The sequence below is a fragment of the Arthrobacter sp. C2 genome, assembly GCA_024207135.1.
In the GTDB taxonomy this organism is placed as follows: domain Bacteria; phylum Actinomycetota; class Actinomycetes; order Actinomycetales; family Micrococcaceae; genus Paeniglutamicibacter.
In genome coordinates this window covers 3,572,027-3,594,054 of sequence record CP042428.1, presented here as the reverse complement: position 1 = coordinate 3,594,054, position 22,028 = coordinate 3,572,027, and the positions used below count along the sequence as shown (strand labels likewise).

Sequence of the window (22,028 nt, the reverse complement as noted above, 5' to 3'; positions counted from 1 at the left end):
TTCGAGGTCGAACCGCGAGGTTGGTACCGAAAACAGAATATGCGCCCATAGCTCAGCTGGATAGAGCGTCTGTCTACGGAACAGAAGGTCAGGGGTTCGAATCCCTTTGGGCGCACCAAGAAGAAAGGCCACGAGAAATCGTGGCCTTTCGCATTTCCTCCAGGCCGGCCATTCCCCGGGCGTTGCCGACCCAAGTGGCGCTGCTGCCCTTGCTTCACAGGCCCTTCTGGATCGACTCGATTCCACCGCACCCGTGCGCGACTTGCCTCACGGTCAACTGCGGGTCGAAAGCGGTCCGTGGCGCCACTTCGAGGGCGGCCAATGGCTTCACGAAAAGGCCGCGGACACGTCCGAATCCAACTCATGGAGTCGGATTGCCGGGGCCGGGGCACCGGTTTCGACCAGCCAGTGTCTGGGCGTTGACGTTTCTTCCGGAGGCTCGTGGCCTACCACCTGTTGTGCATTTCCCCGGCCCAACCGAGCAGTCCGTCAATCCGGACCCGGCGCTCCTCGACCAGCACCGAACCGGTGAAATGCCCAAAGCATTGGTGGCCGCGGCTGGCGACGAGCAGCTGCTCGGTGCGGCTCGTCCTGTCCCGGAACGACGTGAATTCCAGTTCCACGTTCTGCCCGGAGATCCGCCAGGGCGCCAGCCAATCGGCAGTATCGTGGTGCCAGTCGAGTTCCTCGCTGGTCTTGTGCCGCCGGCCGGAAACTCTAGTGCGATCCGCGCTTGATCAGCTCGGTGGGGATGATGGTCCGTTCCGGAACCTTCCCGCCGGAGATCAATTCCACGAGCAGCTTGGCCATGGTTGCACCCTGGCGCTCGGCGGGCTGCGCGACGGTGGTCAGCGGCGGGGACGCGCTTTGCGCATAGGAGTCGTTGTCCACCGTGGTGATCGAGACGTCCCGGGGCACCAGGATCCCGCGCTCATGCAAGACCTTCAGTGCACCGAAGGCCATCTGCGCACTGGCGATGAAGATCCCGTCCAGCGGTTGCCCGCGCTCGAGCAGCGCCGTCATGGCGGCTTCTCCCCCGGACGGGGTGAAGTCCCCGAACTCCACCAGGTCGGCATCCAGCCCTGCGGAATCGAGGGCCTCCCGCCAGCCCCGCAGGCGATCCTGCCCGGCTCCCATGTTTTGCGGACCGGCAATCGTGGCCACCCGGCTGCGGCCCGATTCCAGGATGGTTCGCGTTGCGGTGGCGGCGGCGGCAACGTTGTCCACGTCCACCACGTGCACGGGGCCGGTCTCCTTGCTCATGGGCCTGCCGCCAAAGACCATCGGCAGCGATCCGGCCAGTTCCACGTAGGAGCGGTCGTCGCTGTGGTGGGAAAGGATCAGCGCGCCGTCGACGTTCCCGCCGCGCAGGTACCTCCCGGTCTTGGCGGGATCGGCCTCGGTGGCGATGAGCAGCGTGAGCGTGAATTCGGTGTCGGCCAGGTACATCGCGGCACCCTGGATGACGGTGGCGAAGTAGGGGTCGGCGAAGAACCTGGCGGCGTTCTCCGGGATCACCAAGGCGATGGAATTGGTGCGTCCGTTGGCCAGCGAGCGTGCTGCCCGGTTCGGGACGTAGTTGAGTTCGGCGATGGCCCGGTTGACCTGCTCGATCACCTCGGCCTTGACGTTGGGCGATCCGTTGACGACCCGGGAGACGGTTGCGCGTGAGACCCCCGCCCGCGCCGCCACGAGCTCGAGGGTCGGCTGCTGCTTGGCTGGATCGCCCATTGCTGCTCCCATGCCCCTTCCATGACAAGTCCGTGTCCCCGTCGCGGCGACGGAGAGGTGCCGCGGAGCGTCAAGCATCCGCGGCACCCGGTTCATGCCAGTGTACGGCTCGCCGCTATCAGCTTGGCGTAGGCGAGCCCGCTGTCCTTGATGGTTCGCTCCTGCGTGTCGTAGTCGACCCGGACTATGCCGAAACGCTTTTCATACCCCCAGGCCCATTCGAAATTGTCCAACAGCGACCAGACGAAGTAGCCCCGGACATCGGCTCCGTCCGTGATGGCTTCGGCAACGGCCCCGATGTGCTCCGTGATGTAGCCCGAACGCCGGGCATCGGCCACGCTCCCGTCCGGTTCCACCGCGTCTTCGAAGGCCGCACCGTTCTCCGTGATGTACAGCGGCGGCAGGTTCGGGTAGTCGGCCGTGAGCCGGTTCAGCAACGTGCGCAGCCCGGCGGGGTTCACCTCCCAGCCCATGGCGGTCAGCGGCAGGTCGCGGGCGGGGAAGGAGACGTGTTCGCTGCCGACAAAGGGCGAGCTCTTGGGCCGGTCGGTGGGGACCACCGCGCCGGCCGCGTCCGCGCCGGCCGGATGCCCGCTGACGTTGTCGTCGTGGTAGTGGTTCACGCCCAGGAAGTCGAGGGGCCGGGCGATGGTTTCCAGGTCGCCGGGCAGGATCAGTTCCGCCAAGCCGTGGTCCTTGAGGTCCTCGAGCAGGTCGGCGGGGTAGGTGCCGCGCAGGATCGGATCGAGGTACATGCGGTTCCACAACGCATCGATGCGCCGCGCGGCGTCAAGGTCCACCGGGTCGCTCGGGTCGTGGGGCACCGCATTGGTGAGGTTCAGCGTGATGCCGATCTTTTCGACGCCCGCCTCGCGCAGCCGCGCGGTTGCCAGTCCGTGGGCCAGGTGCTGGTGGTGCATCGCCGCCAGCGCAGCGCGCGGTTCCCTGCGGCCCGGCGCGTGCTCGCCCGCCGCATAGCCGATCAGCGAGGAGCAGAGCGGCTCGTTGAAGGTCGTCCAGTGCGTGACCCGGTCCCCCAGGGCGCCGTGGACCGCCTCGGCATACTCCACAAAGCGGTGGGCGGTGTCGCGGTTGGCCCAGCCTCCGCGCTCCTCCAGCGCCTGCGGCAGGTCCCAGTGGTAGAGGGTCAGCCATGGCAGGATTCCGGCCTCCAACAGTTCATCGACCAGGCGGCTGTAGAAGTCCAGGCCCTTGGCATTGACGCTGCGCCCACCCGGGACAACCCGGGCCCAGGAGGTGGAGAACCGGTAGGAATCCAGGCCAAGGTCTTTCATTATGCCTACGTCCTGGGCGTACCGGTGGTAGTGGTCCACCGCCACTTCCGGGTGGTCGCCGCCGGCGATGGCCCCGGGGACCCGGGCGAACGCGTCCCAGATGGAGTCTTCCTTGCCGTCCTCGTGCGCGGCTCCCTCGATCTGCGCGGCGGCCGTGGCCGATCCCCACAAAAAGTCTCGGGGCCAGGAAAAGTCGTGAAGTTTTTTGTTGTCCATTAGCCTTTTACTGCTCCTGCCATGATTCCTGATACAAGTTGTTTGCCGGCCAGCACGAAGAGCAGCAGCAGCGGGATGGTCGCCATGACGGCTCCGGCCATCACGATGGTGTGGTCCACGTACTTGGCCGATTGCAGTTGGCTCAAGGCCACCTGCAAGGTGGGGTTTTGCGGGGCCACCAGCAGTGGCCAGAGGTAATCGGTCCAGGCCGTCATGAAGGTGAACAGCCCCAGGATCGCCATGGCGGGTCTCGCTGCGGGGACCCCGACGTGCCAGAAGGTCTGGATCATGGATGCCCCGTCGACGCGGGCGGCCTCGACCAATTCGTCGGGGATGACATCAACCAGGTACTGGCGCATGAAAAACACCCCGAACGCCGTGACCAGCGTGGGGACCATGACAGCCCCGATCGATCCGGTCCAGCCGAATTCCTTCATCATCATGAACAACGGGATGATGCCCAGCTGCGTGGGCACCGCCAGCGTCGCGATGACAAACACCATCAGTCCGGATTTTCCGCGGAAGGGCAGCTTGGCGAAGGAGTAGCCGGCAAGCGTGGAAAAACCGACCACCGAGATCGTGATGACGCTTGAGACGATGACGCTGTTGCCCAGGGCGGCCCAGAAGTCGATGGTCGAAAAGACCTCGGCCACGTTGGAGAGGAACGCGTCTCCCGGAAAGAGCGGCGGCAGCGGCCCGGCGAAGGCACCGGTGGAGCCGGAGCCGGTCACAAACGACCACCACAGCGGATAGGCCCCGCCCAGGAAGAAGGCGATCAGCAACCCGTAGGTGAGGAATCCCGGCCGCCTGTCGATGCCAAGGGGTCGTTTGCGCCGGGTCTTGGCGGGCGCGGTCCGGGTACCGTGCCCCGGGGACAACTCGGTTTTGGTGCTCATGACGGATCCTCCTTCGAATCATGGGCGGCCTGCCCGTGTGCGCGCCGCAACGTGCGCTTCCGTGCCGCCCGGCGGGCCGCCCGGCGGGCCGTCCGGCCGGATTTGGCGTGGTGCTTCGCATCGGCCGAGGCGATCGAGCGGGAGATGAAGAAGTTGAGCAGTCCCACGCCGATGATGATCAAGAAGAGCAACCAGGCCACGGCCGAGGCCTTGCCGAAGTCTCCCCGGTTGAAGGCCAGGTCCCAGAGGTAAAGGACGGTGGTCTGGTATTCGCGGTTGGGCCCGCCGAGGGTCGAGCTGCTGGGGTTGAAGAGCTTGGGTTCGGTGAAGATCTGCAGGCCGCCGACGGTTGCGGTGATGATCACGAAGATCATGGTCGGGCGGATGCCCGGCAGCGTGATGGAGAAGAAGCGGCGCAGGGCCCCTGCGCCGTCCAGCGACGCCGACTCGTGCAGGTCCCGAGGCACGGCCTGCATGGCCGCCAGCAGGATCAGCGCGTTGTAGCCGGTCCAGCGCCAGTTCACCATCGAGGCTATGGCCAGGTGGGAGGGCAGGACCTCGGACTTCCAGCCGACCGGGTCGATGTCGAGCATCTGCAAGAGGTTGTTGATCAGCCCGTATTTCTCGTCGAAGGCGCTGGAGAAGATCAGCGTCACTGCCACAGGGGTGACCACGTAGGGTAGCAGGACGCCCATGCGCCAAAAGGTCTTCGCGCGCAGGTTCTGGTCAAGCAGGGCGGCAATGAAGGTTGCCGCGACCAGTTGCGGGACGGCTGAAAGCAAGAAGATGCTGAAGGTGTTGAACAGCGAATTCCAGAAGTAGGGGTCGGTGAGCTCGGCCGCGTAGTTCTCCAGGCCCACCCATTCCCCGGCACCCGAAAGCAGGTCCCAGTCGTTGATCGAGACCACGAAGGTGTAGACCAGCGGGAAGAGTCCGACCAGGGCGAACAGGATGAAGAACGGCGCAACGTAGAGGTAGGGCGACGCCTTGACATCCAGGGCCCCCAGCCTGCTGCGCAGCGCGCTGCGGGGGCGTGGGGCTTCCGCGGCATTGGGTGTTACCGGGGCTCTCCCGGAGCGTGGGCCATGCTTTTGCGCCGGCCCCGAGGGCGGGCTGAGGGTGCTGGTCATTGGTTTCTTCTCCCAGGGGTCCGGGCTCGGCATGGTGCCCATGCCGAGCCCCGAACCGTTCGGTGGCCTATTTCAGGTCGAGGTTCTTCAGCGTGGCCAGTGCGTCGTTCCACGCGGTGGTCCCGTCGGTTCCCTTGTCCAGTGCGATGGTCGCCGGGCCGAAGACCTGCTCCTGGATGACCGAGTCGTTCGGGCCCTTGTACTGGGCCTTGACTCCCTCGGCACGCGAGGCCAGGATCTCCCCGACCGGGGCGTCGTTGAAGAACTTGCTCAAGGCGTTGCTGCCGCTGACACCGGGATCGCCTTGGGCTGCCGTCACGCTCGGGAAGGTTCCGGCGGCCTGGAAGGCGGCCACCTGGGCCTTGGCGTCGGTGAGCCACGCTGCGAGTTCGGCGGCCTCGGCCGGGTGCTTGGACTGGGTGGGCACCGTCAGGAAGGTTCCGCCCCAGTTGGTGGCGCCGCCCGGGAACACGTCGGCGAAGTCCCAGCCGGAGTCCGCGTTTCCGCCGGCGGCCTCGACCTGCCCCTGGACGACCCCGAGCATCCAGCCCGGGCAGACGAAGGTGGCAAAGGAACCGTCGACAAATGCCTTGCCCTTGCCCCAGTCCCATTGGGTCTGGCCCGCAGACAATCCGGCCGCGGCCCCGCCGGCGAGTTCGCCCCAGCGTTCGGCCAAGGCCGCGTTGCCATCGATGTCCAGCGTTCCGTCGGCCTGGTAGTAGCCCTCGGGCAGCTGGTTGACCATGGAATTCCAGACGAAGCCCGACTGGTCGTACCAGGCGTTGCCGGTGGCTTCCTTGTACTTCTTGCCGGTCTCGAAGTAGTCGGCCCAGGTGGAGTTGTCCCCGCCAAGCAGCGAGGCGACCTCGGCCCGGTCGGTCGGCAGGCCGGCCTCCTTGAACAGGTCCTTGTTGTAGCAAAGTCCCACCGGTCCGATGTCGGTGCCGTAGCCGATGACCCGGCCTTCCGGATCGGTGGCCTGGTCCATCTTCCAGGACACCCAGCGGTCCTTGATGTCGGCGGCGCCATACTGGCCCAGGTCAGTGAAGGCGTCGGAGACCGCCATGACCTGCCCCAGCCAGCCTTCCTCGACGGCCTGCACGTCAGCGAGTCCCGAGCCCGCCGCCTGCTTGGTCTTCCAATCGGTCAGGGCGTTTCCGCCGGTGTCGATGTTGGTGGCCTCGATGGTGATGCCCGGGTGGTCGGATTCGTACTGCTTGTAGAGGTCGCCAAGACCCATGGTGCCGAAGGTGGTGACGGTCAGGGTCACCGGGTTGTCCGACGAGGCGGGCTCCGCCGAGGAGGCGCCTGTTGAGCAACCTGCGGCCAAAAGCGCGAAAGCTGCTGCCCCGGCGACGGCCGCGGCGGTTCTAGTGTGGCGTGAGAACTTCACGTTCACTCCTTTGAGTGCGTTGGTGGTGCTGCGAATACATGGTGGTGGAACTTTGTTGAGAGCGCTCTCAATTTGCGCCGACGAGCACCCTTCGCAAACCTGGCCGGGGATTCGTCGAACCTGAGAGCGCTCTCAAGCCTGAATGTGAGCGCTCTCACGAACTTTCTAGATACAAGATTCCACGGCCCGGTACAAATGTCAACGCCCCGGGTGCAACGCATCCGGCTTCGGCCCGGCCATGAATTGCGGCGCCACCGGTATCGCCGCCGGCCATCACGCGGCTTTCCCTGCCGGCGATCCAGTGATGGCCGTCCGAAACGGCAACCTAGAGCCCGACCCCGGCACTGCAGATTCCCCCCATGCGGCCCATGGTCGGACACCTCGATCCGTCCACACCCGATCCACCGCTCCGGCGGGCCGGGCCCCCTCGGATACGCACCGGCCGGCTCCGAGCCGTCCGGCACCCGCCCCCGACTCGGTTGGTAGACACAGGACGGCATGTCCCGATGGGCCGGGATTGCGGGCCCCGGGACCGATCTCGTTGCCGCGCGGTCGGCGCGCAAAGCGTGAGATCGCGCACGATTCGACCTCGCGGATCGACCATCCAGCGAAAGCTATGTATAGTTGTTCGAGGTCAAGTCGCAAGACTGGTCCGACAACTGCATATGCGCCCATAGCTCAGCTGGATAGAGCGTCTGTCTACGGAACAGAAGGTCAGGGGTTCGAATCCCTTTGGGCGCACCAAGACGAAAAGCCGCGAGAAATCGCGGCTTTTCTGCATTCACGCCGGAATCAACGCCCGTACCAGCGCCGGGAAAGCAACGCGTTCGCCCCGTCGATGGCCCCCAGGGCCAGCGCAACCAGGGCCAAGGTGCACCAGGCGGGCAGGGCCCAGCTGAGCAGGCAGGCCACGAGTGGCAAGGCAATTCCCAATCCCAGCACCAGCAACACCCGCCGCCACGGGCGCCCGAGTCGCAGGGCAATCAACGCGTTGGACAGGTAGTAGCCGCCAACACCCATCGCGAGCAGGGCCCTGGATTCCAGGTCCAGCGGATCCTGCGCATGCTCCACGGCAATGCCGACGGCCGCCGAGACAAATGACAGGGCAGTGACCACGAGGAAGGGCAAATACATCACGACATCGCGCATGACCCCATAGGATTGCGCCAGGCGGGCGTCCCCCAGTCCCGCGGCCGCCGTCGGCACGCCCCAGTGGAAGAACGCCCGGGCCAGAAACGCGCAGGCCACGAATCCGGAGAATGCCGCCGCGGCTCCACCCCCGCTCGGATGCTCGATCAGCCCGGTGACACCCAGATACACCGCCTCGCCGATCACGATGACAACAAAAAGACCGATCCTCTCGAGCAAGTGGGGAATGGAGACCTGCTCATACACCTCGTAGGCGAACCCGGCACGCAGCACCAGCAGCAGCATCTCGGCGAGCACGGCGAGGGCCCACATCCAATAGCGGTAGGGAGCGGGCACGGCGATCGACCCCAACCACAGCGCGGCGGTACCCACGTTGTACCCCAGGGTCCGCCATAGCGGCACCCGGATCGCCCCGCGGACCGTGGCCGTCATCCACATCAGCAGCAGCACCAGCCGGATCCAGACGGCACCGAGGGCGTAAAGCCAGGCATTGCCGGAGATTCCTCCCGCGACCGCGACGGCCATCGCCGCCGGACCCGGCATGGCGGCCACCACCAGCATCCCGATGGGGGCATAACGCCGGCCATAGAGGTTGTTGGTGACCATCAAGTTGACCCAGGCCCACCAGAGCGGAAAGAACAACAGCACGAAACCGGCCACCGTGCCCGGCGTGGGCCCATGTTCGAGCACCTCCGCCGAAACGGCAATGACCACCACAAAGACCAAGTCGAAGAACAACTCGTACCAGTCGGCGGGGCGATGCTCCCCGGCATCCCTTCCCGGAATTACTGCTCGGTGCGGGTCGGATTCCGTGGAAGACACCGGACACCCATCTCTTTTCCCTCACCGGCAGCGGAAAGCCTGACAGCCCATTATGGGCACCCCGGGGCCCCGCGCACCAGAGTACGGCCCGGCCCGTTCAGCGGCCGGCGGCCAGTGTCGCGACCGCGTCGCTCACGGCGGCCAGCACCAGCGGATCCTTCAACGTCCGGAAATGCCCGGACACCGGCAGCCGCACATTCGTGCCGCCGGCCAAGGCGCTGCCGCCGGGGATATGCGGGTCGAATTCAGGGAAAATGGAGGTGATCCGCCCATTCGCCTCCACCTGGGCCTGCAGGGAGAGCAGGACAGCATCGCCGGGCGAGAACTGCCGCAGGGCCCGCGGGAAGAGGTACCTGGCGTAAACGGATCCGGCAAACGGGGTATTGATGGCCACCATCCCCCGGATCTCGGGTCCCTCCGGTCGGAGTGCCGATTCCGGCGGCAGCAGGGCATCGAGCATCGCGTGCTTGCCGATCAGCCCGCCCTTGCTGTGTGCCAGCAGCAGGCATTGCTCCACGCCGTGCGTTTGGCCCAGTTCCACCAGGCGCCGGCGCACCCGTGCGGCGGACTCGGGCACGGAGCGGTGGTTGAATCCCAGAGCAGGAACGGTGAAGACGCGGTACCCGGCCCGCCGAAGGCCCTCGGCCGCGGGTTCGAGGAACAGCCATGTTTCGTACACGCCGGGCAGCAGCACGACGGCCGGGAGCCCCGGATCCCCCGCGGCGAAATCCCTCGGCGCGCTCCGCCGAAACACCGAACGGGCTTGGACCTGCGCGGCATGGGAATAGTCAAGCAAACGCCACCACGGGTTTCCCGGGCGCATCAGGCAGCCACGCTACACGTCCACTTGCGCTGCAATGCAGGTGGGGCTTTCCAGCGCCAGGGAGCTGAGACGCCGGTTGGGCAGCCCGTCCGCGGAGTCCAGCCCGATGGCCTCGATGGTGTTCGAAAGCTGGTTGGCCACCAGCAAGGAGTTGCCGACGTGCACGTGGTGCCGGGGCCACTCCCCCGCGCACGGTGCACTGCCCAGGAAGACCGGACGCCCGGCGTTCAGTCCCAGCACCGCGATCACCCGGGCACCCCGGACCCCGACGTAGAGCCGGTTGGTGGGCAGGTCCAATGAGATCTCCGCCGGGAAATGCTCACCGGCCCGGATCGATTCACCCAGCGTGCTCCGGGAGACTTCCCCGTAGTGCCCGGCGGCATCGGCGCCCAGCGCGATGACCTCGGCGCTGTGTTCGGTCACCACATAGATGAGTCCCGAGGGATGCTCTACCAGGTGCCGCGGGCCGTCCCCCTTGCGCAATGCAACCTGCTGGCGCAACTGCAGCTCCCCTGCGACCAGGTCCCAGATCCGCACCGAATCATGGCCCAGGTCGGTGGTGATGACCCGGCCCGAACGCAGCACCGTGCTTTGGTGCGAGCGAGAGGCGCGCCTTTGGTGCCCCGGCACGGCAAAGGGGTCGCTCGAGGCCGGTGCGGTCGCCGGTCCCGCCAGGGACCCGTCGGGGTTGATCGGGTAGGCGAGCACCTTCCCGTCCCCGTAGCAGCTGGCAACCAGTGTGCCGGATGCGGCCGCGACGGCCAGATGGCACACCAGCTCCCCGGCCGGCACGGGCCTGCCCAGGGGTTCGAGCCGGTCGTCGCCGAGGATGCGGTAGGCGGCGACCTCTCCGCGGTGTTCGAGCGCCGCATAAAGCACCGGCAGCGTCGGGTGGGTTGCCAGCCACGACGGCGAATCGGCGGCGTGGGCCAGGCCCAGGTCGTTCAGCACGCCGTTGCGGATCCCGATGGCCCGGATGCCAAGGCTAGTTCCGCCGCCGTCGGGCGAATAGCCGCCAACCCAAAACCGCTTGTCCATACCCCCAATCCTCCCCCGCCGCCCCGCCCATGTGGTGGTCAGCGATGAAATGTTGCCCGATCGTGTCGTTGGGCCCGTTGTGCGCCACACCCCGAGGTGGGGAATCCGACATCCCCACTATTTGTACTGACCGGTCAGTTCGGTTTACGCTTTAGACGTGCTCATTGCCGATAACCTGGCCATTGCCGGACGCCACCTGCCCCTGCTGAAACCCACAAGCCTTGCCGTTGCGCGCGGCGAACTCCTGCTGGTGGCGGCCGAACCCCAGCCCACCCGCACCGCGCTGGCCCTGGGCCTCAGCGCGCGCATGCGACCCGGCGAGGGCACCGTGAGCTGGTCCGGGACCACCGCCCTGCGCTCGGTGCGGCGCATCAGCGCACTGGTCGACTCCCCGGAAATCAATGAACCCGAGGCGCACCTGAAGGTCCGTGACCTCGTGGCCGAGGACCTGGCACTGCAGCCCGGACCGATTTGGCGGCGCAGCGGCATCGACGCCTGGATGAACAAGCACGGCATGGAATCGCTGGCCAACCAATGGCTCGACGCCATCGACCCGCTCGAGCGCCTCACGCTGCTCACCCATCTGGCCCTCGAGGACCGCTCCATCGAACTGCTGGTCTTCGACTCCCCCGACCGCCACGGCATCCCCGGGGACGACTGGACCGGCTACCTTCAATCCGTGGCCACCTCCCGCCGCGCGCCGGCGGTCGTCGCGGTGGTCCAACGCATCCCCGAAAGCTGGGAAGGCTCCAGGACACACGCGGGCCAGGTCCAAGAGAAGCTGGCCGTGGGCCGGGAACGGCCACCGGCGCACCCCACCGAAGCCGGGCCGCGCTCCGAAACGGCCGCTGCGCCCGTCGAGGCCGCGGAGAACGCATGGGCCCCGGCATTCTCCCCCACCGGGGAAACCCCGGTCCCCGAGGATTCACCTTCACCGCAGGAACCCGAAATCGCGCACGCGGACGAGCCCGCAACCGGCCCCGCCCCGGACCAACCCACCGTCTCCCTGAGAGCACCGAAGGAAAATTCATGACCACGTTGCGCCTCGCCCTGTCCGAACTCAAGCGCATGACCTCCGGGGCCCTGCCGCGGATCGCGATCATCGCCATGTGCCTGGTCCCGCTGCTCTACGGCGCCTTGTACCTCTATGCCAACTGGGACCCATACGCGCACCTGAACAACGTCAAGGCGGCCATCGTGAACCTCGATGCGGGCTCCACCAAGGACGGCAAGGAACTGAAGGTCGGCGACGACGTCACCACCGAACTGCTTGGGGACGGGACCTTCGGTTGGAGCGTGGTCACCTCCGAGGCCGAGGCCAACGCCGGGGTCGCCTCCGGCGACTATGCATTCTCCATGACCATCCCGAAGGACTTCTCCGCGAACCTTGCCTCCCCGGGCGACTTCGAAAAGGCCAAGCAGGGCATCTTGAAGATCACCACCAACGACGCCAACAACTACATGGTCGGCACCTTCGCCGACAAGCTCGCCGGACAGGTGCACAACACCGTGGCCAAGGAGGTCGGCACCCAGACCGCCGACGCCCTGCTGACCGGCTTCTCCGACATCCACACTTCCATGTCCAAGGCCGCCGACGGCGCCGGCGAACTGCACACCGGAACCGTCAAGCTCTCCGACGGGGTCACCACCCTGGCCAACGGGGTGGGAAGCCTGCATGACGGGGCCACCAAGCTCGACACCGGCACCGCGGATCTTGCGGACGGAGCCGACACCTTGCACGGCGGCACCGGCTCATTGGTGGCCGGGCAAGGGAAACTGGTCTCCGGCGCCGACCAGCTCGCCGACGGAGCCGACGCCCTCGCCCAGGGCACCTCCGAGCTGGGCACGGGGATGGGCGAACTGAAATCCAAGACCTCCTCCCTTCCGGCCAAGACCGCGCAGCTCGATGGCGGGGCGCAAAAAGCCGCCAACGCCTCCCAGCAGCTTTCCTCCGGTGCCGCCCAGGTCGCCGCGGGCAACAAGGCCCTGGATGACAAGGTCACCCAGGCGGCCGACACCCTCACGGCCTTGGAGAAGGATGCCGAGACCCGCATTGACTCGGCCACCAACACGTTGGATGCCCGGCTGGACACCTTGGTCAAGGACGGGGTCCTCACCCAGGACCAGGCACAGAAGCTCCGCAGCGACGTCAAGGACGCCGCCGCTTCCAGTGGCGTGGCCAAGCAGGTCGCCGACACCAAGAAGCAGCTGACCACCGCCAAATCGCAGATCTCCGCGCTCGCCGACGGATCGGCCCAGGTCGCCGCGGGCGCCAAGGAACTCTCCGGCGGTCTGAGGACTCTCGCCAACGGAACCCACCAACTGGCCGGGGCCATGCCCGCCCTGAAGACGGGCATCTCCGATGCCGCTGCCGGCGCGTCCAAGCTCAACAGCGGCGCCCACACCCTGGCCACCGGGGCGGGCACCTTGGCCGACGGGCAGCACGACGCACTGGCCGGGGCCAGGAAGCTCGACTCCGGCGCCGGCTCGCTGGCCAAGGGCGCCGACACCCTGCACGCGGGCACTTCCTCGTTGGTTTCCGGGGTCGGCGAACTGCGCGACGGCGTGGGCGAGCTGGGCGACGGCGCCACCGAATTGCGTGACGGCTCCGGGGAGCTGTCCACCAAGCTGGCCGACGGCACTTCCGAGGTGCCCAACCCGGATGCCGCGGCCCGGGAACAGGTCTCCTCGGTCATCGGGGATCCGGTGGACATTGCCCGCACCGACCAGGCCAAGGCCGGGGTGTACGGCGAGGGCCTGGCCCCGTTCTTCATGACCCTGGCCATCTGGATCGGCGCGTTCATCCTGGTGCAGATCATGCGCCCCATCACCAAGCGCGCGCTGGCCTCCAACGCCGCGAACTGGAAGATCGCCGTCGGCGGCTGGTTGCCGTTCCTGGGCATCTCGATGCTCCAGGGCACCATCCTCTACGCCGTGGTGCTCTACGGGCTGGGCCTGGACACCGCCCATCCGTGGATGACCTGGGGGCTGTTCCTGCTGGCCTCCATGGCGTTCACCGCGATCATTCAGGGCATCTGCGCGCTGGCCGGGACCCCGGGAAAGATGGTGGTGCTGGTGCTCATGGTGCTGCAGCTGGTCTCCTCCGGCGGCACCTTCCCCTGGGAAACCACCCCCGAGGCGCTGCACGTGGCGCACCGCTGGCTGCCCATGGGGCACGTGGTCACGGGCCTGCGGCACCTGATGTACGGGGCGGACCTGTCGGTGCTCGGACCGATCGTTGCGGGCCTGGTTGGCTACACCGTGCTGGGCCTGGTGGCCAGCACCGTGGCGGTACGATTGCACAAGACCTGGTCCCTGAAAACCCTGCATCCGGAGTTGAGCGCATGAGCGACCCAAGCGCCCCGCGCACCCGCGTGCGGGCCACCGATTCAAAGCACCGCCTGTTCACCGCCTCCATGGAGCTGATCGGTGCGCGCGGGCACCACGAGGTGAGCGTCGACGAGATCGCCAGGGCCGCCGGGGTCTCCAAGGGGACGGTCTACTACAACTTCGGGTCCAAGTCCGAGCTAATCGGCGAGCTGCTGAACTACGGCGCGGCGATCCTCTTTGAGCGCTTCGAGCGGGCCGCCGAGGTTCCCGACGCGGCCGACGGCCTGCGGCTGATGATCGCCGACGCCCTGGAATTCATTGCCGAATACCCGTCGTTTGCGCAGTTGTGGATCTCCGAGCAATGGCAGTCCGACAGCGACTGGGCCAACGCCCTGGCCACGCTGCGCCACGAGGTGATCGCCCTGGTGCGCAGCGCCCTGGCCCGGATGGCCGCGGACGGTCCGCCGGCCCCGGGCAGCCCGGAGGCGGACCTGGACACCCTGGCCACCGCGATCTTCGGCGCGGCACTGATCCTGGGCCGGGACCGGCTGGTGTTCCACCCCGAGCGCGGCATCGAAAGCTGCGTGGAGGCGGTCATGGCCTTCACCGCGCCGCTGCGCTGAGCCGCTCCGTGCCGTCGGCCGGCGCCTGCGGGCCGTCCAGGTTCCATTCCCGGTAGCCGGAGCACCAGTCGGCACCGGAGCCGACGACCACCACGCCGCGGTACCCCTCAAGGATGGCCTCCAGCTCGAGCCGGGCCGCGGCGTCAAGGTGGGAGTCGATGTCGTTGAGCAGCAGCAGGGCCGGGGAGCCGAGCATGGCGCGGGCGACCATGAGCCCTGCGCGCTGCGCGGCATCCAGCGGCATCCCGCCGCGGCGCAGCTGCGTGTTTTCCCCGTGCTCCAGCCGGGCGGTGTCCAGTCCCAGCCGCGCGGCCAGCGCCAGCGCCTTGGCCGGGCTTGCCTCGGGGCGCCGGTAGCGCAGCGCCCGGAGCACGGTCCCGCGCTCGGGCAGCATCGAGCCGAAGGCCGCGCCGATGAGCCGGCGGCGCTTCTTCTCCTCCACGGCCGCGGGAATCCTCCCGGCCACCACGTATCCGGCAGTGCGGTCCGAGGCGGCGGTGCCCAGGTCCCCGAGGACCGGGCCGCGGGGAGTGCGGGCCGTGGCCAGCACGCCGAACAGCTGGGCGCGCAGCCGCGCGTCGCCGCCGGTCATCCGGATCCTGGCACCGGGTTCGGCGAGCAGCTCGGGGACGGGGCGCCCCTCGAGGGTGATGCCGCGCAGCCACACCCCGGACACCCGTTCGGCCTGGATCCGTGCCGCGGCGTGCCGGGCGTCCTCGCGCAGAGGCGGAGCGGCCGACAGCTCGCCCTCCTCCTCGAGCAGCGGGGCGATGATCCGCGCGGCGGCGCGGTGGTTCTGCCGGTACTCCACGATCCGCCCCCATTCGCCCACCGGTGCCGCGCACAGCCCCAGCAGGGTCAGCGCCGTGGCGATCTGCCCGGCATCCAGCAGTGCGTGCCGGGCGAGCAACACCACCAGGGCGGTGGCCAGCAACGGCATGCCCAGCGAGAGCGCACGCAGCACCGCGGCCAGTCGCGCCCGGTGCACCGCCGCGTCCACGACCTTTTGGCCGCTGGCCTTGACCCGGGCCAGTTCGCGGGCCACCCCGCCGGCGGCGACCACCGCGGAGGACGCCGCGACGGTGTCGGCGATGCGCGCGGCCAGGTTGCCGCGGTGCCGCCGCAGGGTGCGGGCCCGCTCGAAGGCGGGGCCCGCCAGCAGCAGCAGGGCACCGGCCAGGGCCAGCACCGGGAGCCCCAGGGCGAGGGCCAGGACGGGGTGCAGCATCCAGAGCCCGGCCATGGAAATGGCCACCAGCGGGATGCCGGCCAGCATCGGTGCGATGCCCTGGGCCACCCAGTTCCGTACCGAGGAGAGGTCGTTGCTGGCCCGGGCCACGGTGATCCCCAGCGAGGGGACCTTGCTGGCCAGCATCGAGTGTGAAATCAGGCCCACGCGCAGCTGCGCCACGTAGTGCTGCCCGAGCTTCTCGGCCAGCACCCGCTCCTGGTAGCGGCCGTAGCCCAGGAGCAGCACCAGTGCGGCGATGCCCATGGCGGCCGGGAGCACGGCGGCGCCGTTCACCAGCCGGCCGACCTGCAGGGCCACGAGCAGCCCGAGTCCGGCGCAGCCGACGGCGATGGCCAAGAGCGCGGCGAAGAGGGCCCGGCGCGATCCGGTGACGAGCTTCGGCAGCCGCGGGGCCGGCGCGCGGTCCTTCACCGGCACGGCGGGAACGATCTCCAGCGGTGCCGTGACCGGGGCCTGCTGCTCATTCATCAGCGCGTCGAGGCCGCTCACAGCGAGTCGGCGCGCACCGGGATCAGGGCGGTGGCGACCTCGGGGTTGCACAGGGAGTAGGTGTCGATGACCGGGACCTCGAGCCGGGCCGCGGCTTCCGCGGTGGCCAGCGGGGAGGCGGTGAGCAGGCCGGAGACCGCGGCAACCGGCACGGCGGCATCCTGCAGCACGTCGAGCCCGGCACGGGCACCCAGGGCGTCCTGGGCGGAGAACACCACGGTGTCCACACAGGCGGCGAAGAGCGGGTCGCGCAGCAGCCGGGAGGTCTCGCCCTGGTACAGGCCATCGGCGATCTCGATGACGACCACGTCCGCCCCGGAGGCGGCCTGCTCGTCGATCATTGCGGCCAGCAGGTCGCGGACTTCTTCGTAGGCGAGCTTGAAGGTGGTGGGGTAGCCGAAATCGGTGAAGTCGCAGACCGGGAAGGCTCCGGCGTCGATGAACAGGTTCGGGTCGTTGCCCGCTCCGGTTCCGGTGGCCTTGCCCGCCGCGACGTGCAGCCCGGCGTTGGCCAGCCCGTTGACCAGGCAGCCCAGGGTGGTGGACTTGCCCGAGTTCATCGAGGTGCCCAGCACCGCGATGACCGGCGGGCGCACGGTGCCCACGGCGCGGACCACGGCCAGCGACGGGGTGCCGACCTGCAGCGGCGCGAAGTCGCGCAGGTTCACCACGCCGTCCTTGGTGGCCAGCAGGCCGATCGGCTCGATGGCGGTGGCCGCGTCGATGGAGGCGTGCATTTCGGTCACGTAGCCGGCCAGCCCGCCGCCTGCTACCAGGTGGCAGGGCTCCAGGGTCTCGGGCACGTGGGCCAGGAACTGGTCCGGGGCGTAGCGGTTGCCGTAGGCGACCATGATCTCCTGGCCGACGAACATCAGCTGGCGTCGGGAGACCGGGGATTCGAGGCGGGTGTGCTTGCCAATTTCGGCGACGCGGGCAATGACCACGTCCCCGGGCCGCGGGGTGACGTCGGCACCGGCGATCAGGTGGAAGTCCTCGGGGCGCTTGGAGAACTCGGTGGCAACGAAGCGGGTGGTGTAGGCGGCACGGATATCCAGCGCCCGCCGGGCCCCGAGCGGCAGGTGGCGCAGCTGGCCTTCGGCGGCCGGGGCTGCATCGACGGTGCGGGTTTCAAGGCTGGGGCTGATGCTCATGGGGACAATCCTTTTCAAGGCCGGGAATCAGGTGCCGCGCTGTCGCGGCCGCAAGCCTCGGTTGCTTGCGTTGCTCCTAGTCAAAAGCCCCAAAGTTAGCAAAGGATGAACAATCCATGAGGGCGTTCTCATAATCGGTCCATCCGCTCTCATGTTCGTGGTGGCGCACCGCGGAAAGCCGGGGTTTCGGCCCTGCCCAAATTCTCATCGAACTATTTGCGGCGCCCTGCCGGACCTCAGCGCGGGACCACGAAGTCGGTCACCCGCATGTCGCGCCCGTCGATTTCCGCCCACGATTTCTCCGTCTGCAGCATGGTCATTCCCAGCGTCGGGTAGTTCATGGCCAGCTCGTAGACCGCTTCCTCGTCCGAGTCCGCCGAGGCCAGGCGCATGGCCAGTTCCTGCAGCACCGGCTGGTGCCCGATGACCAGCAGCGTGGTGACGGTGTCTGGGGTTTCGTTGATGATGGAGCACAGCCTGGTGCTCGAGGCGCCGTAGATGCGTGAATCCATGTAGGGCGTGGGGGCCTTTTCGCCGAGCTCGCTGATGACCCACGCGCAGGTGGCGCGGGTCCGCTGGGCATCGGAGAGCACGATGTAGTCGGGGACCACCTCGTGATCGCGCAGCCAGGCACCGGCGGCGGGAGCCTCACGGTTGCCGCGGGCGGCCAGCGGCCGGTCGTGGTCGGACACGCCCAGCGGGTAGTCGCTCTTGGCATGGCGCAGCAGCACGAGCCGCTTCAGATGATGTTCGCTCATGCCTCCAAGCCTAAGGCGCGCGGGGGCATCCGGCCGCCTGAGCGGCTTAAGCGACTGCGGGGCCCGCATCCGTGGATGCGGGCCCCGCAGGGCGTAAAGGCAAAAACTAGATGGTGTATTCCGGGGCGGCCCAGACGACGACCTCGGGGTGCTCGTAGAATCGGTAGCCCTGGCCGCGCACGGTGCGCACGGTGTTGGCCAGGCGGCCCAGCTTGGAGCGCAGGCGGCGGATGTGCACGTCGATGGTGCGCTCGTTCGGGACCTCTTCGGCGTTGCGCCACAGGTTGGTGAGCAGCTCGTCGCGGCCCACGGTGCGGGTGCCGTTTTCCACCAGGTAGTTCAGCAGCTCGAATTCCTTGAACGTGAGGTTCAGGGTCTCGCCGTCCAGGTGGACCTCGCGGCGGGACAGGTCGATCAGCACGCCCGAGGGGCGCGGTGCAGCGGGGCGGGCGTCGACGCGCGGGCGGCGGTTGACGGTGGGGTCTCCCAGCGCCTGGCGCACGACGTCGATGTTTTCGCCTTGCGCGCTGGCCGGGGCCAGTGCGACGGCGGCATGGGTCTGCGCATCGGGGGAAAGCGTGGCCAGGAAGGCGCGGACCTGGGTTGCCAGCTTGCCCAGCGAGGTTCCCTGCGCCTGGGCCACCGACTCGTCAAGACCTACATAGAGCACGAAACCGCGTGCGGTGGTGTCACCCGCCACCGGCTGCGGGCCGGGATTTCCGCTGGGAGCCACAATGGGGGTCGGAGCAGTCATCGGTCGAGTCTCATGGGCCGCCGGGACCGCATGGAGCTGGCGATAGCCGGCAGGGGTGTAGCCGCCTGGAGCAGTGTTGCGCTGCGCTGCCGCGGCGCGGGACTGGGCGTTGCGGATTGAGACATGGACGTATCCGGACGTTACCGACATGCTTCTTTACCTCTAACTCGTGTGAATGCCACGGAATGGCGCGAATACCTAGGTGCTCCGCTCGCCTCGCCGGTGCGAGGGGCGGGAGCGATGCGAGTGTCACTGAGCGTCGAAAGGGTTCCGACACTCAGCTGGGCATTCGACAATGACACTGGCGATGAGTCATCGCCACGCCTTCAAAAAGGCTTCGAGGTGTCATTGCTGCGCTATTCACAAATACTAGTTTCCTCGTAATATAAGGAACCCGCAAGTAACAAACTTCGATAGTGTCCACCATGTGAGACATAAAGCGCTTGAAGTGATGATCATCACATTGCGCAGATATGTGATGTGATGGCCTTGAGCAATGCGGTATGCCCTGTGATTTCCCATCGGGCAAGCAATTTGATCAATGGCCCCGATCCATAGCTTCTATGCGTCCAGACTTACACCCGAAGCGGGCTCCAAGCAACGGCTCGGCCAAGCATCGGCGCCGCAGGCACCGGACCCGCGGCGTTTGCAGGCCGTAGGCTTGGTGGAGCAGGCCTCACAGCCCGCGCACAGCCGGACCACAGGGCCGACCCACACCACGGAGGGAAAGTTAGAAACATGCCAAGCTCCCGATTTTCTCCCACGCAACTTCCCCGACTAACCCACCCGGACGGAACGGCCATCAAGGTGCTGGTCGTCGACGACGAACCGTCGCTGGCCGAGCTGGTTTCCATGGGCACCCGCATGCTGGGTTGGGAAGCCACCGTGGCGCATGACGGGCCCTCCGCGGTTGAAGCCGCCCGGAAGTCGACACCCGACGTCCTGGTGCTTGACTGGATGCTGCCGGGCTTCGAGGGCCCGGAGGTCCTGCGCAAGGTCCGCACCTTCCTTCCCGAGGTCCCGGTGCTCTTCCTGACCGCCAAGGACGCGGTGGAGGACCGCATCGAGGGCCTGGGCATCGGCGCCGACGACTACGTCGCCAAGCCGTTCAGCCTCGAAGAGGTGCTGCTGCGGCTGCACAAGCTCGTGGAACGATCCGGCGCCACCGCCGCGGACGGCGCCGAACTGGTGGTCGGGGACCTGGTGCTGAACTCCGATTCCCACGACGTCACCCGGGCGGGAGTTCCCATCAACCTCACGGCCACCGAGTTCGACCTGCTCTCCTACCTGATGGTCAACGCCCGCCGCGTGGTCTCCAAGACCCAGATCCTGGACAACGTCTGGCACTACGACTTCGGGGGCCAGGCCAACATCGTCGAGCTCTACATTTCCTACCTGCGCAAGAAGATCGAGGCCGACGGCCCGGCCATGATCCACACCGTGCGCGGGGCCGGGTACATGCTCAAGCCCGCGTCATGAGCCAGGCTGCACGCCCGTTGCTTCCATCCGACGCGCCGGAACCGCAGCCGGACGAAGAGTCCCGGCCCGATGGCGAGGATGCCCCGACCCCCGAGGCAGCCTCGTCCGAACCCGGCGGGCCCGGGCAGGTTCCGCTCAGCGCACGGCTGAGGCAACGCTTCGGCCGGCTCACCCTGCAACGCAAGCTGCTGCTGGCACTTATCGGGTCACTTGCCCTGATCTGCACCGTCATCGGGCTGCTGCTGAATGCCGGCATGCGCCAGGCCATGGCGTCGCAGCTGCACGAACAGCTGGATTTCGCTTCCGAACGCGCCGCAACCTACTCCGCCCAAAACGGACGCGACGCGTCATCCGGCCCCCTTTTCGCCCCCGGCCAGGCCTCCGGCACGCTCAATGCCCGGCTCGTCCCCGGCTACCTGATTTCCGGGGCCGTGCTCGACTCCAAGACCGGAGAACGCAAGGACATCACCGACGCGGACGTGCTGCCGTTGTCCTCCGTCACGGTCGATGCCCCGCCCGTGGTCAAGCACCTGAGCATCGGCGACTACCTGCTCTCGGCCCAGAAGGACCCCGGATCCGGAGGCGTCCTGATCACCGGACTGCCGCTGGCACCCAACGAGCGGACCCTGGCCGCACTGGGCGTCCTGACGCTGACCATTTCGCTGGCCGGGCTGATCGCCATCGGCCTGGTCGGCTCGATGATCATCCGCCGCTCGCTGGCCCCGCTGCAGCGGGTCTCCGCCGTGGCCTCCTCGGTGGCCAACGCCGAACTCGAATCCGGCACCGCCGCGCTGGAGGCACGTGTCGCCCCCCGCGATTCGATCCCCGGCACCGAATCCGGTGAGGTGGGCAGGGCGTTGAACGCCCTGCTGGACAACGTGGGCTCCGCCTTCGCGGTGCGCGAGGCCTCGGAGACGCAGATGCGCCAATTCGTTGCCGACGCCTCCCACGAGCTGCGCACCCCGCTCTCGGCCATCCGCGGCTACACCGAGCTGATCAGTGCCACCGAGCACTTCTCCGACGACGGGCAGCGCTCGCTGAACCGGGTGCTGGAACAGAGCACCCGGATGAGCTCGCTGGTGGAGAACCTGCTGCTGCTGGCCCGGCTCGACGAGAAGCACCACGTCAAGAAGGCCCCGGTGGACCTGGGGAAGCTGGCGGCCGAAATCACCGAGGACTTTGCCATCACCGCCCCGTCCCACCACTGGATCCCCCAGGTCCCGGACACCCCGTTGGTGGTCTCGGGCGACGCCTCGGCGCTGCGCCGGGTCATCACCAACCTGTTGGCCAACGCCCGCAAGCACACCTCCGAGGGCAACACCGTCACGGTCTGCGTCGCCCGCGATGCGGCCACGCACCAGGCGGTGCTGCGGGTTGCTGACACCGGGGAAGGCATCGCACCGGATTTCCTGCCGCTGGTGTTCAAGCGCTTCACCCGCGCCGATGCGGCGCGCTCCGGCGCGGACGGCACCACCGGGCTCGGACTGCCGATCGCCAAAGCCATCGTGGAGTCGCACGACGGAACCATCGATGTCACCTCGGCCCCCGGGAACACGGTCTTCGAGGTGCGCCTGCCGCTGCCGCTGCCGCTGGTGGTCCCGCCCAAGCCCTCGACCCCGCCGAAGACTGCCTGAATCCAGCCCCCAACACAAACGCCGCCGCGGATCGGAACCTTCGTTCCCATCCGCGGCGGCGCCGC

General features: G+C 67.8%; 17 protein-coding genes, 2 tRNA genes and 1 pseudogene. 7 read left to right on the top strand and 13 right to left on the bottom strand.

What is annotated here, in order from left to right:
- The first annotated feature begins 41 nt into the window (after window positions 1-41).
- Window positions 42-118: transfer RNA gene (locus FPY90_RS16510), tRNA-Arg, on the top strand.
- Window positions 119-446: 328 nt separating this feature from the next.
- On the opposite strand, the pseudogene FPY90_RS16505 reads toward FPY90_RS16510, so the two are convergent.
- The 6 genes and pseudogenes from FPY90_RS16505 to FPY90_RS16480 all read right to left on the bottom strand — a co-directional run.
- A pseudogene (locus tag FPY90_RS16505) lies at window positions 447-656 on the bottom strand (DUF2804 family protein); the annotation flags it as partial.
- A gap of 61 nt (window positions 657-717) precedes the next feature.
- Window positions 718-1,743, bottom strand: a complete 1,026-nt coding sequence (locus tag FPY90_RS16500; protein ID WP_286135355.1) for a LacI family DNA-binding transcriptional regulator — start codon at window positions 1,741-1,743, stop codon at window positions 718-720.
- Window positions 1,744-1,823: 80 nt separating this feature from the next.
- The gene (locus tag FPY90_RS16495) at window positions 1,824-3,242 is read right to left on the bottom strand and encodes a GH1 family beta-glucosidase (RefSeq protein ID WP_498682200.1); all 1,419 of its coding nucleotides are present in this window, start codon (window positions 3,240-3,242) and stop codon (window positions 1,824-1,826) included.
- Window positions 3,242-4,138: a carbohydrate ABC transporter permease gene (locus FPY90_RS16490; protein ID WP_498682198.1), complete on the bottom strand. Its 897-nt coding sequence runs from the start codon at window positions 4,136-4,138 to the stop codon at window positions 3,242-3,244. Before FPY90_RS16490 ends, FPY90_RS16495 begins: the two co-directional genes overlap by 1 nt.
- Window positions 4,135-5,268 carry a carbohydrate ABC transporter permease gene (locus FPY90_RS16485; protein ID WP_071214822.1) on the bottom strand — a complete coding sequence of 378 codons (1,134 nt, stop codon included), beginning with the start codon at window positions 5,266-5,268 and terminating at the stop codon, window positions 4,135-4,137. Before FPY90_RS16485 ends, FPY90_RS16490 begins: the two co-directional genes overlap by 4 nt.
- A gap of 67 nt (window positions 5,269-5,335) precedes the next feature.
- Window positions 5,336-6,661 carry an ABC transporter substrate-binding protein gene (locus FPY90_RS16480; RefSeq protein WP_498682195.1) on the bottom strand — a complete coding sequence of 442 codons (1,326 nt, stop codon included), beginning with the start codon at window positions 6,659-6,661 and terminating at the stop codon, window positions 5,336-5,338.
- Between the two features lie 667 nt (window positions 6,662-7,328).
- Here FPY90_RS16480 and FPY90_RS16475 point away from each other — a divergent pair.
- Window positions 7,329-7,405, top strand: a tRNA-Arg gene (locus tag FPY90_RS16475).
- Window positions 7,406-7,453: 48 nt separating this feature from the next.
- Here FPY90_RS16475 and FPY90_RS16470 read toward each other — a convergent pair.
- From FPY90_RS16470 to FPY90_RS16460, 3 genes are all read right to left on the bottom strand, one after another.
- Window positions 7,454-8,632 (bottom strand): low temperature requirement protein A, encoded by a 1,179-nt coding sequence (locus FPY90_RS16470; protein ID WP_083411216.1) that lies wholly within the window; start codon window positions 8,630-8,632, stop codon window positions 7,454-7,456.
- 97 nt (window positions 8,633-8,729) lie between these two features.
- Window positions 8,730-9,386: an esterase/lipase family protein gene (locus FPY90_RS16465; protein WP_498682193.1), complete on the bottom strand. Its 657-nt coding sequence runs from the start codon at window positions 9,384-9,386 to the stop codon at window positions 8,730-8,732.
- An 81-nt stretch (window positions 9,387-9,467) separates the two neighbouring features.
- Window positions 9,468-10,493, bottom strand: a complete 1,026-nt coding sequence (locus FPY90_RS16460; protein ID WP_071214818.1) for a lactonase family protein — start codon at window positions 10,491-10,493, stop codon at window positions 9,468-9,470.
- A gap of 157 nt (window positions 10,494-10,650) precedes the next feature.
- Here FPY90_RS16460 and FPY90_RS16455 point away from each other — a divergent pair, with 157 nt between their 5' ends.
- The 3 genes from FPY90_RS16455 to FPY90_RS16445 are packed head-to-tail and all read left to right on the top strand — an operon-like array spanning window position 10,651 to window position 14,446.
- Complete coding sequence (locus tag FPY90_RS16455; RefSeq protein WP_071214817.1) at window positions 10,651-11,526, top strand: hypothetical protein; 876 nt, start codon at window positions 10,651-10,653, stop codon at window positions 11,524-11,526.
- Complete coding sequence (locus FPY90_RS16450) at window positions 11,523-13,841, top strand: YhgE/Pip family protein (protein ID WP_498682190.1); 2,319 nt, start codon at window positions 11,523-11,525, stop codon at window positions 13,839-13,841. Before FPY90_RS16455 ends, FPY90_RS16450 begins: the two co-directional genes overlap by 4 nt.
- The gene (locus tag FPY90_RS16445; protein WP_071214815.1) at window positions 13,838-14,446 is read left to right on the top strand and encodes a TetR/AcrR family transcriptional regulator; all 609 of its coding nucleotides are present in this window, start codon (window positions 13,838-13,840) and stop codon (window positions 14,444-14,446) included. The genes FPY90_RS16450 and FPY90_RS16445 overlap by 4 nt, the downstream gene beginning before the upstream one ends.
- On the opposite strand, the gene FPY90_RS16440 is transcribed toward FPY90_RS16445, so the two are convergent.
- The 4 genes from FPY90_RS16440 to FPY90_RS16425 form a co-directional block, all read right to left on the bottom strand.
- Entirely contained in the window at window positions 14,427-16,187 is a 1,761-nt protein-coding gene (locus FPY90_RS16440) for an ABC transporter ATP-binding protein (RefSeq protein WP_083411215.1), read from the bottom strand. The genes FPY90_RS16445 and FPY90_RS16440 overlap by 20 nt on opposite strands.
- On the bottom strand, window positions 16,184-17,338 hold the full coding sequence (locus FPY90_RS16435) for a DUF1611 domain-containing protein (protein ID WP_071214814.1): 1,155 nt from the start codon (window positions 17,336-17,338) through the stop codon (window positions 16,184-16,186). The genes FPY90_RS16440 and FPY90_RS16435 overlap by 4 nt, the downstream gene beginning before the upstream one ends.
- Window positions 17,339-17,574: 236 nt before the next feature.
- The gene (locus tag FPY90_RS16430; protein ID WP_071214813.1) at window positions 17,575-18,096 is read right to left on the bottom strand and encodes a SixA phosphatase family protein; all 522 of its coding nucleotides are present in this window, start codon (window positions 18,094-18,096) and stop codon (window positions 17,575-17,577) included.
- A gap of 106 nt (window positions 18,097-18,202) precedes the next feature.
- The gene (locus FPY90_RS16425; protein WP_071214812.1) at window positions 18,203-19,000 is read right to left on the bottom strand and encodes a winged helix-turn-helix domain-containing protein; all 798 of its coding nucleotides are present in this window, start codon (window positions 18,998-19,000) and stop codon (window positions 18,203-18,205) included.
- Between the two features lie 588 nt (window positions 19,001-19,588).
- Between FPY90_RS16425 and FPY90_RS16420 the strand changes: the two genes are divergently transcribed.
- Both FPY90_RS16420 and FPY90_RS16415 read left to right on the top strand, forming a co-directional pair.
- Entirely contained in the window at window positions 19,589-20,329 is a 741-nt protein-coding gene (locus tag FPY90_RS16420) for a response regulator transcription factor (RefSeq protein WP_071214811.1), read from the top strand.
- Window positions 20,326-21,963 carry a sensor histidine kinase gene (locus FPY90_RS16415; protein ID WP_083411214.1) on the top strand — a complete coding sequence of 546 codons (1,638 nt, stop codon included), beginning with the start codon at window positions 20,326-20,328 and terminating at the stop codon, window positions 21,961-21,963. Before FPY90_RS16420 ends, FPY90_RS16415 begins: the two co-directional genes overlap by 4 nt.
- The last annotated feature ends 65 nt before the right edge of the window (window positions 21,964-22,028 follow it).

What these genes read in the sequence shown, in the direction of transcription:
- FPY90_RS16485 (WP_071214822.1), bottom strand. Translation starts at nt 5,268, where the DNA reads ATGACCAGCACCCTCAGCCCGCCCTCGGGGCCGGCGCAAAAGCATGGC.
- FPY90_RS16430 (WP_071214813.1), bottom strand. Translation starts at nt 18,096, where the DNA reads ATGAGCGAACATCATCTGAAGCGGCTCGTGCTGCTGCGCCATGCCAAG.
- FPY90_RS16415 (WP_083411214.1), top strand. Translation starts at nt 20,326, where the DNA reads ATGAGCCAGGCTGCACGCCCGTTGCTTCCATCCGACGCGCCGGAACCG.
- FPY90_RS16495 (WP_498682200.1), bottom strand. Translation starts at nt 3,242, where the DNA reads ATGGACAACAAAAAACTTCACGACTTTTCCTGGCCCCGAGACTTTTTG.
- FPY90_RS16490 (WP_498682198.1), bottom strand. Translation starts at nt 4,138, where the DNA reads ATGAGCACCAAAACCGAGTTGTCCCCGGGGCACGGTACCCGGACCGCG.
- FPY90_RS16420 (WP_071214811.1), top strand. Translation starts at nt 19,589, where the DNA reads ATGCCAAGCTCCCGATTTTCTCCCACGCAACTTCCCCGACTAACCCAC.
- FPY90_RS16435 (WP_071214814.1), bottom strand. Translation starts at nt 17,338, where the DNA reads ATGAGCATCAGCCCCAGCCTTGAAACCCGCACCGTCGATGCAGCCCCG.
- FPY90_RS16450 (WP_498682190.1), top strand. Translation starts at nt 11,523, where the DNA reads ATGACCACGTTGCGCCTCGCCCTGTCCGAACTCAAGCGCATGACCTCC.
- FPY90_RS16500 (WP_286135355.1), bottom strand. Translation starts at nt 1,743, where the DNA reads ATGGGAGCAGCAATGGGCGATCCAGCCAAGCAGCAGCCGACCCTCGAG.
- FPY90_RS16460 (WP_071214818.1), bottom strand. Translation starts at nt 10,493, where the DNA reads ATGGACAAGCGGTTTTGGGTTGGCGGCTATTCGCCCGACGGCGGCGGA.
- FPY90_RS16445 (WP_071214815.1), top strand. Translation starts at nt 13,838, where the DNA reads ATGAGCGACCCAAGCGCCCCGCGCACCCGCGTGCGGGCCACCGATTCA.
- FPY90_RS16425 (WP_071214812.1), bottom strand. Translation starts at nt 19,000, where the DNA reads ATGTCGGTAACGTCCGGATACGTCCATGTCTCAATCCGCAACGCCCAG.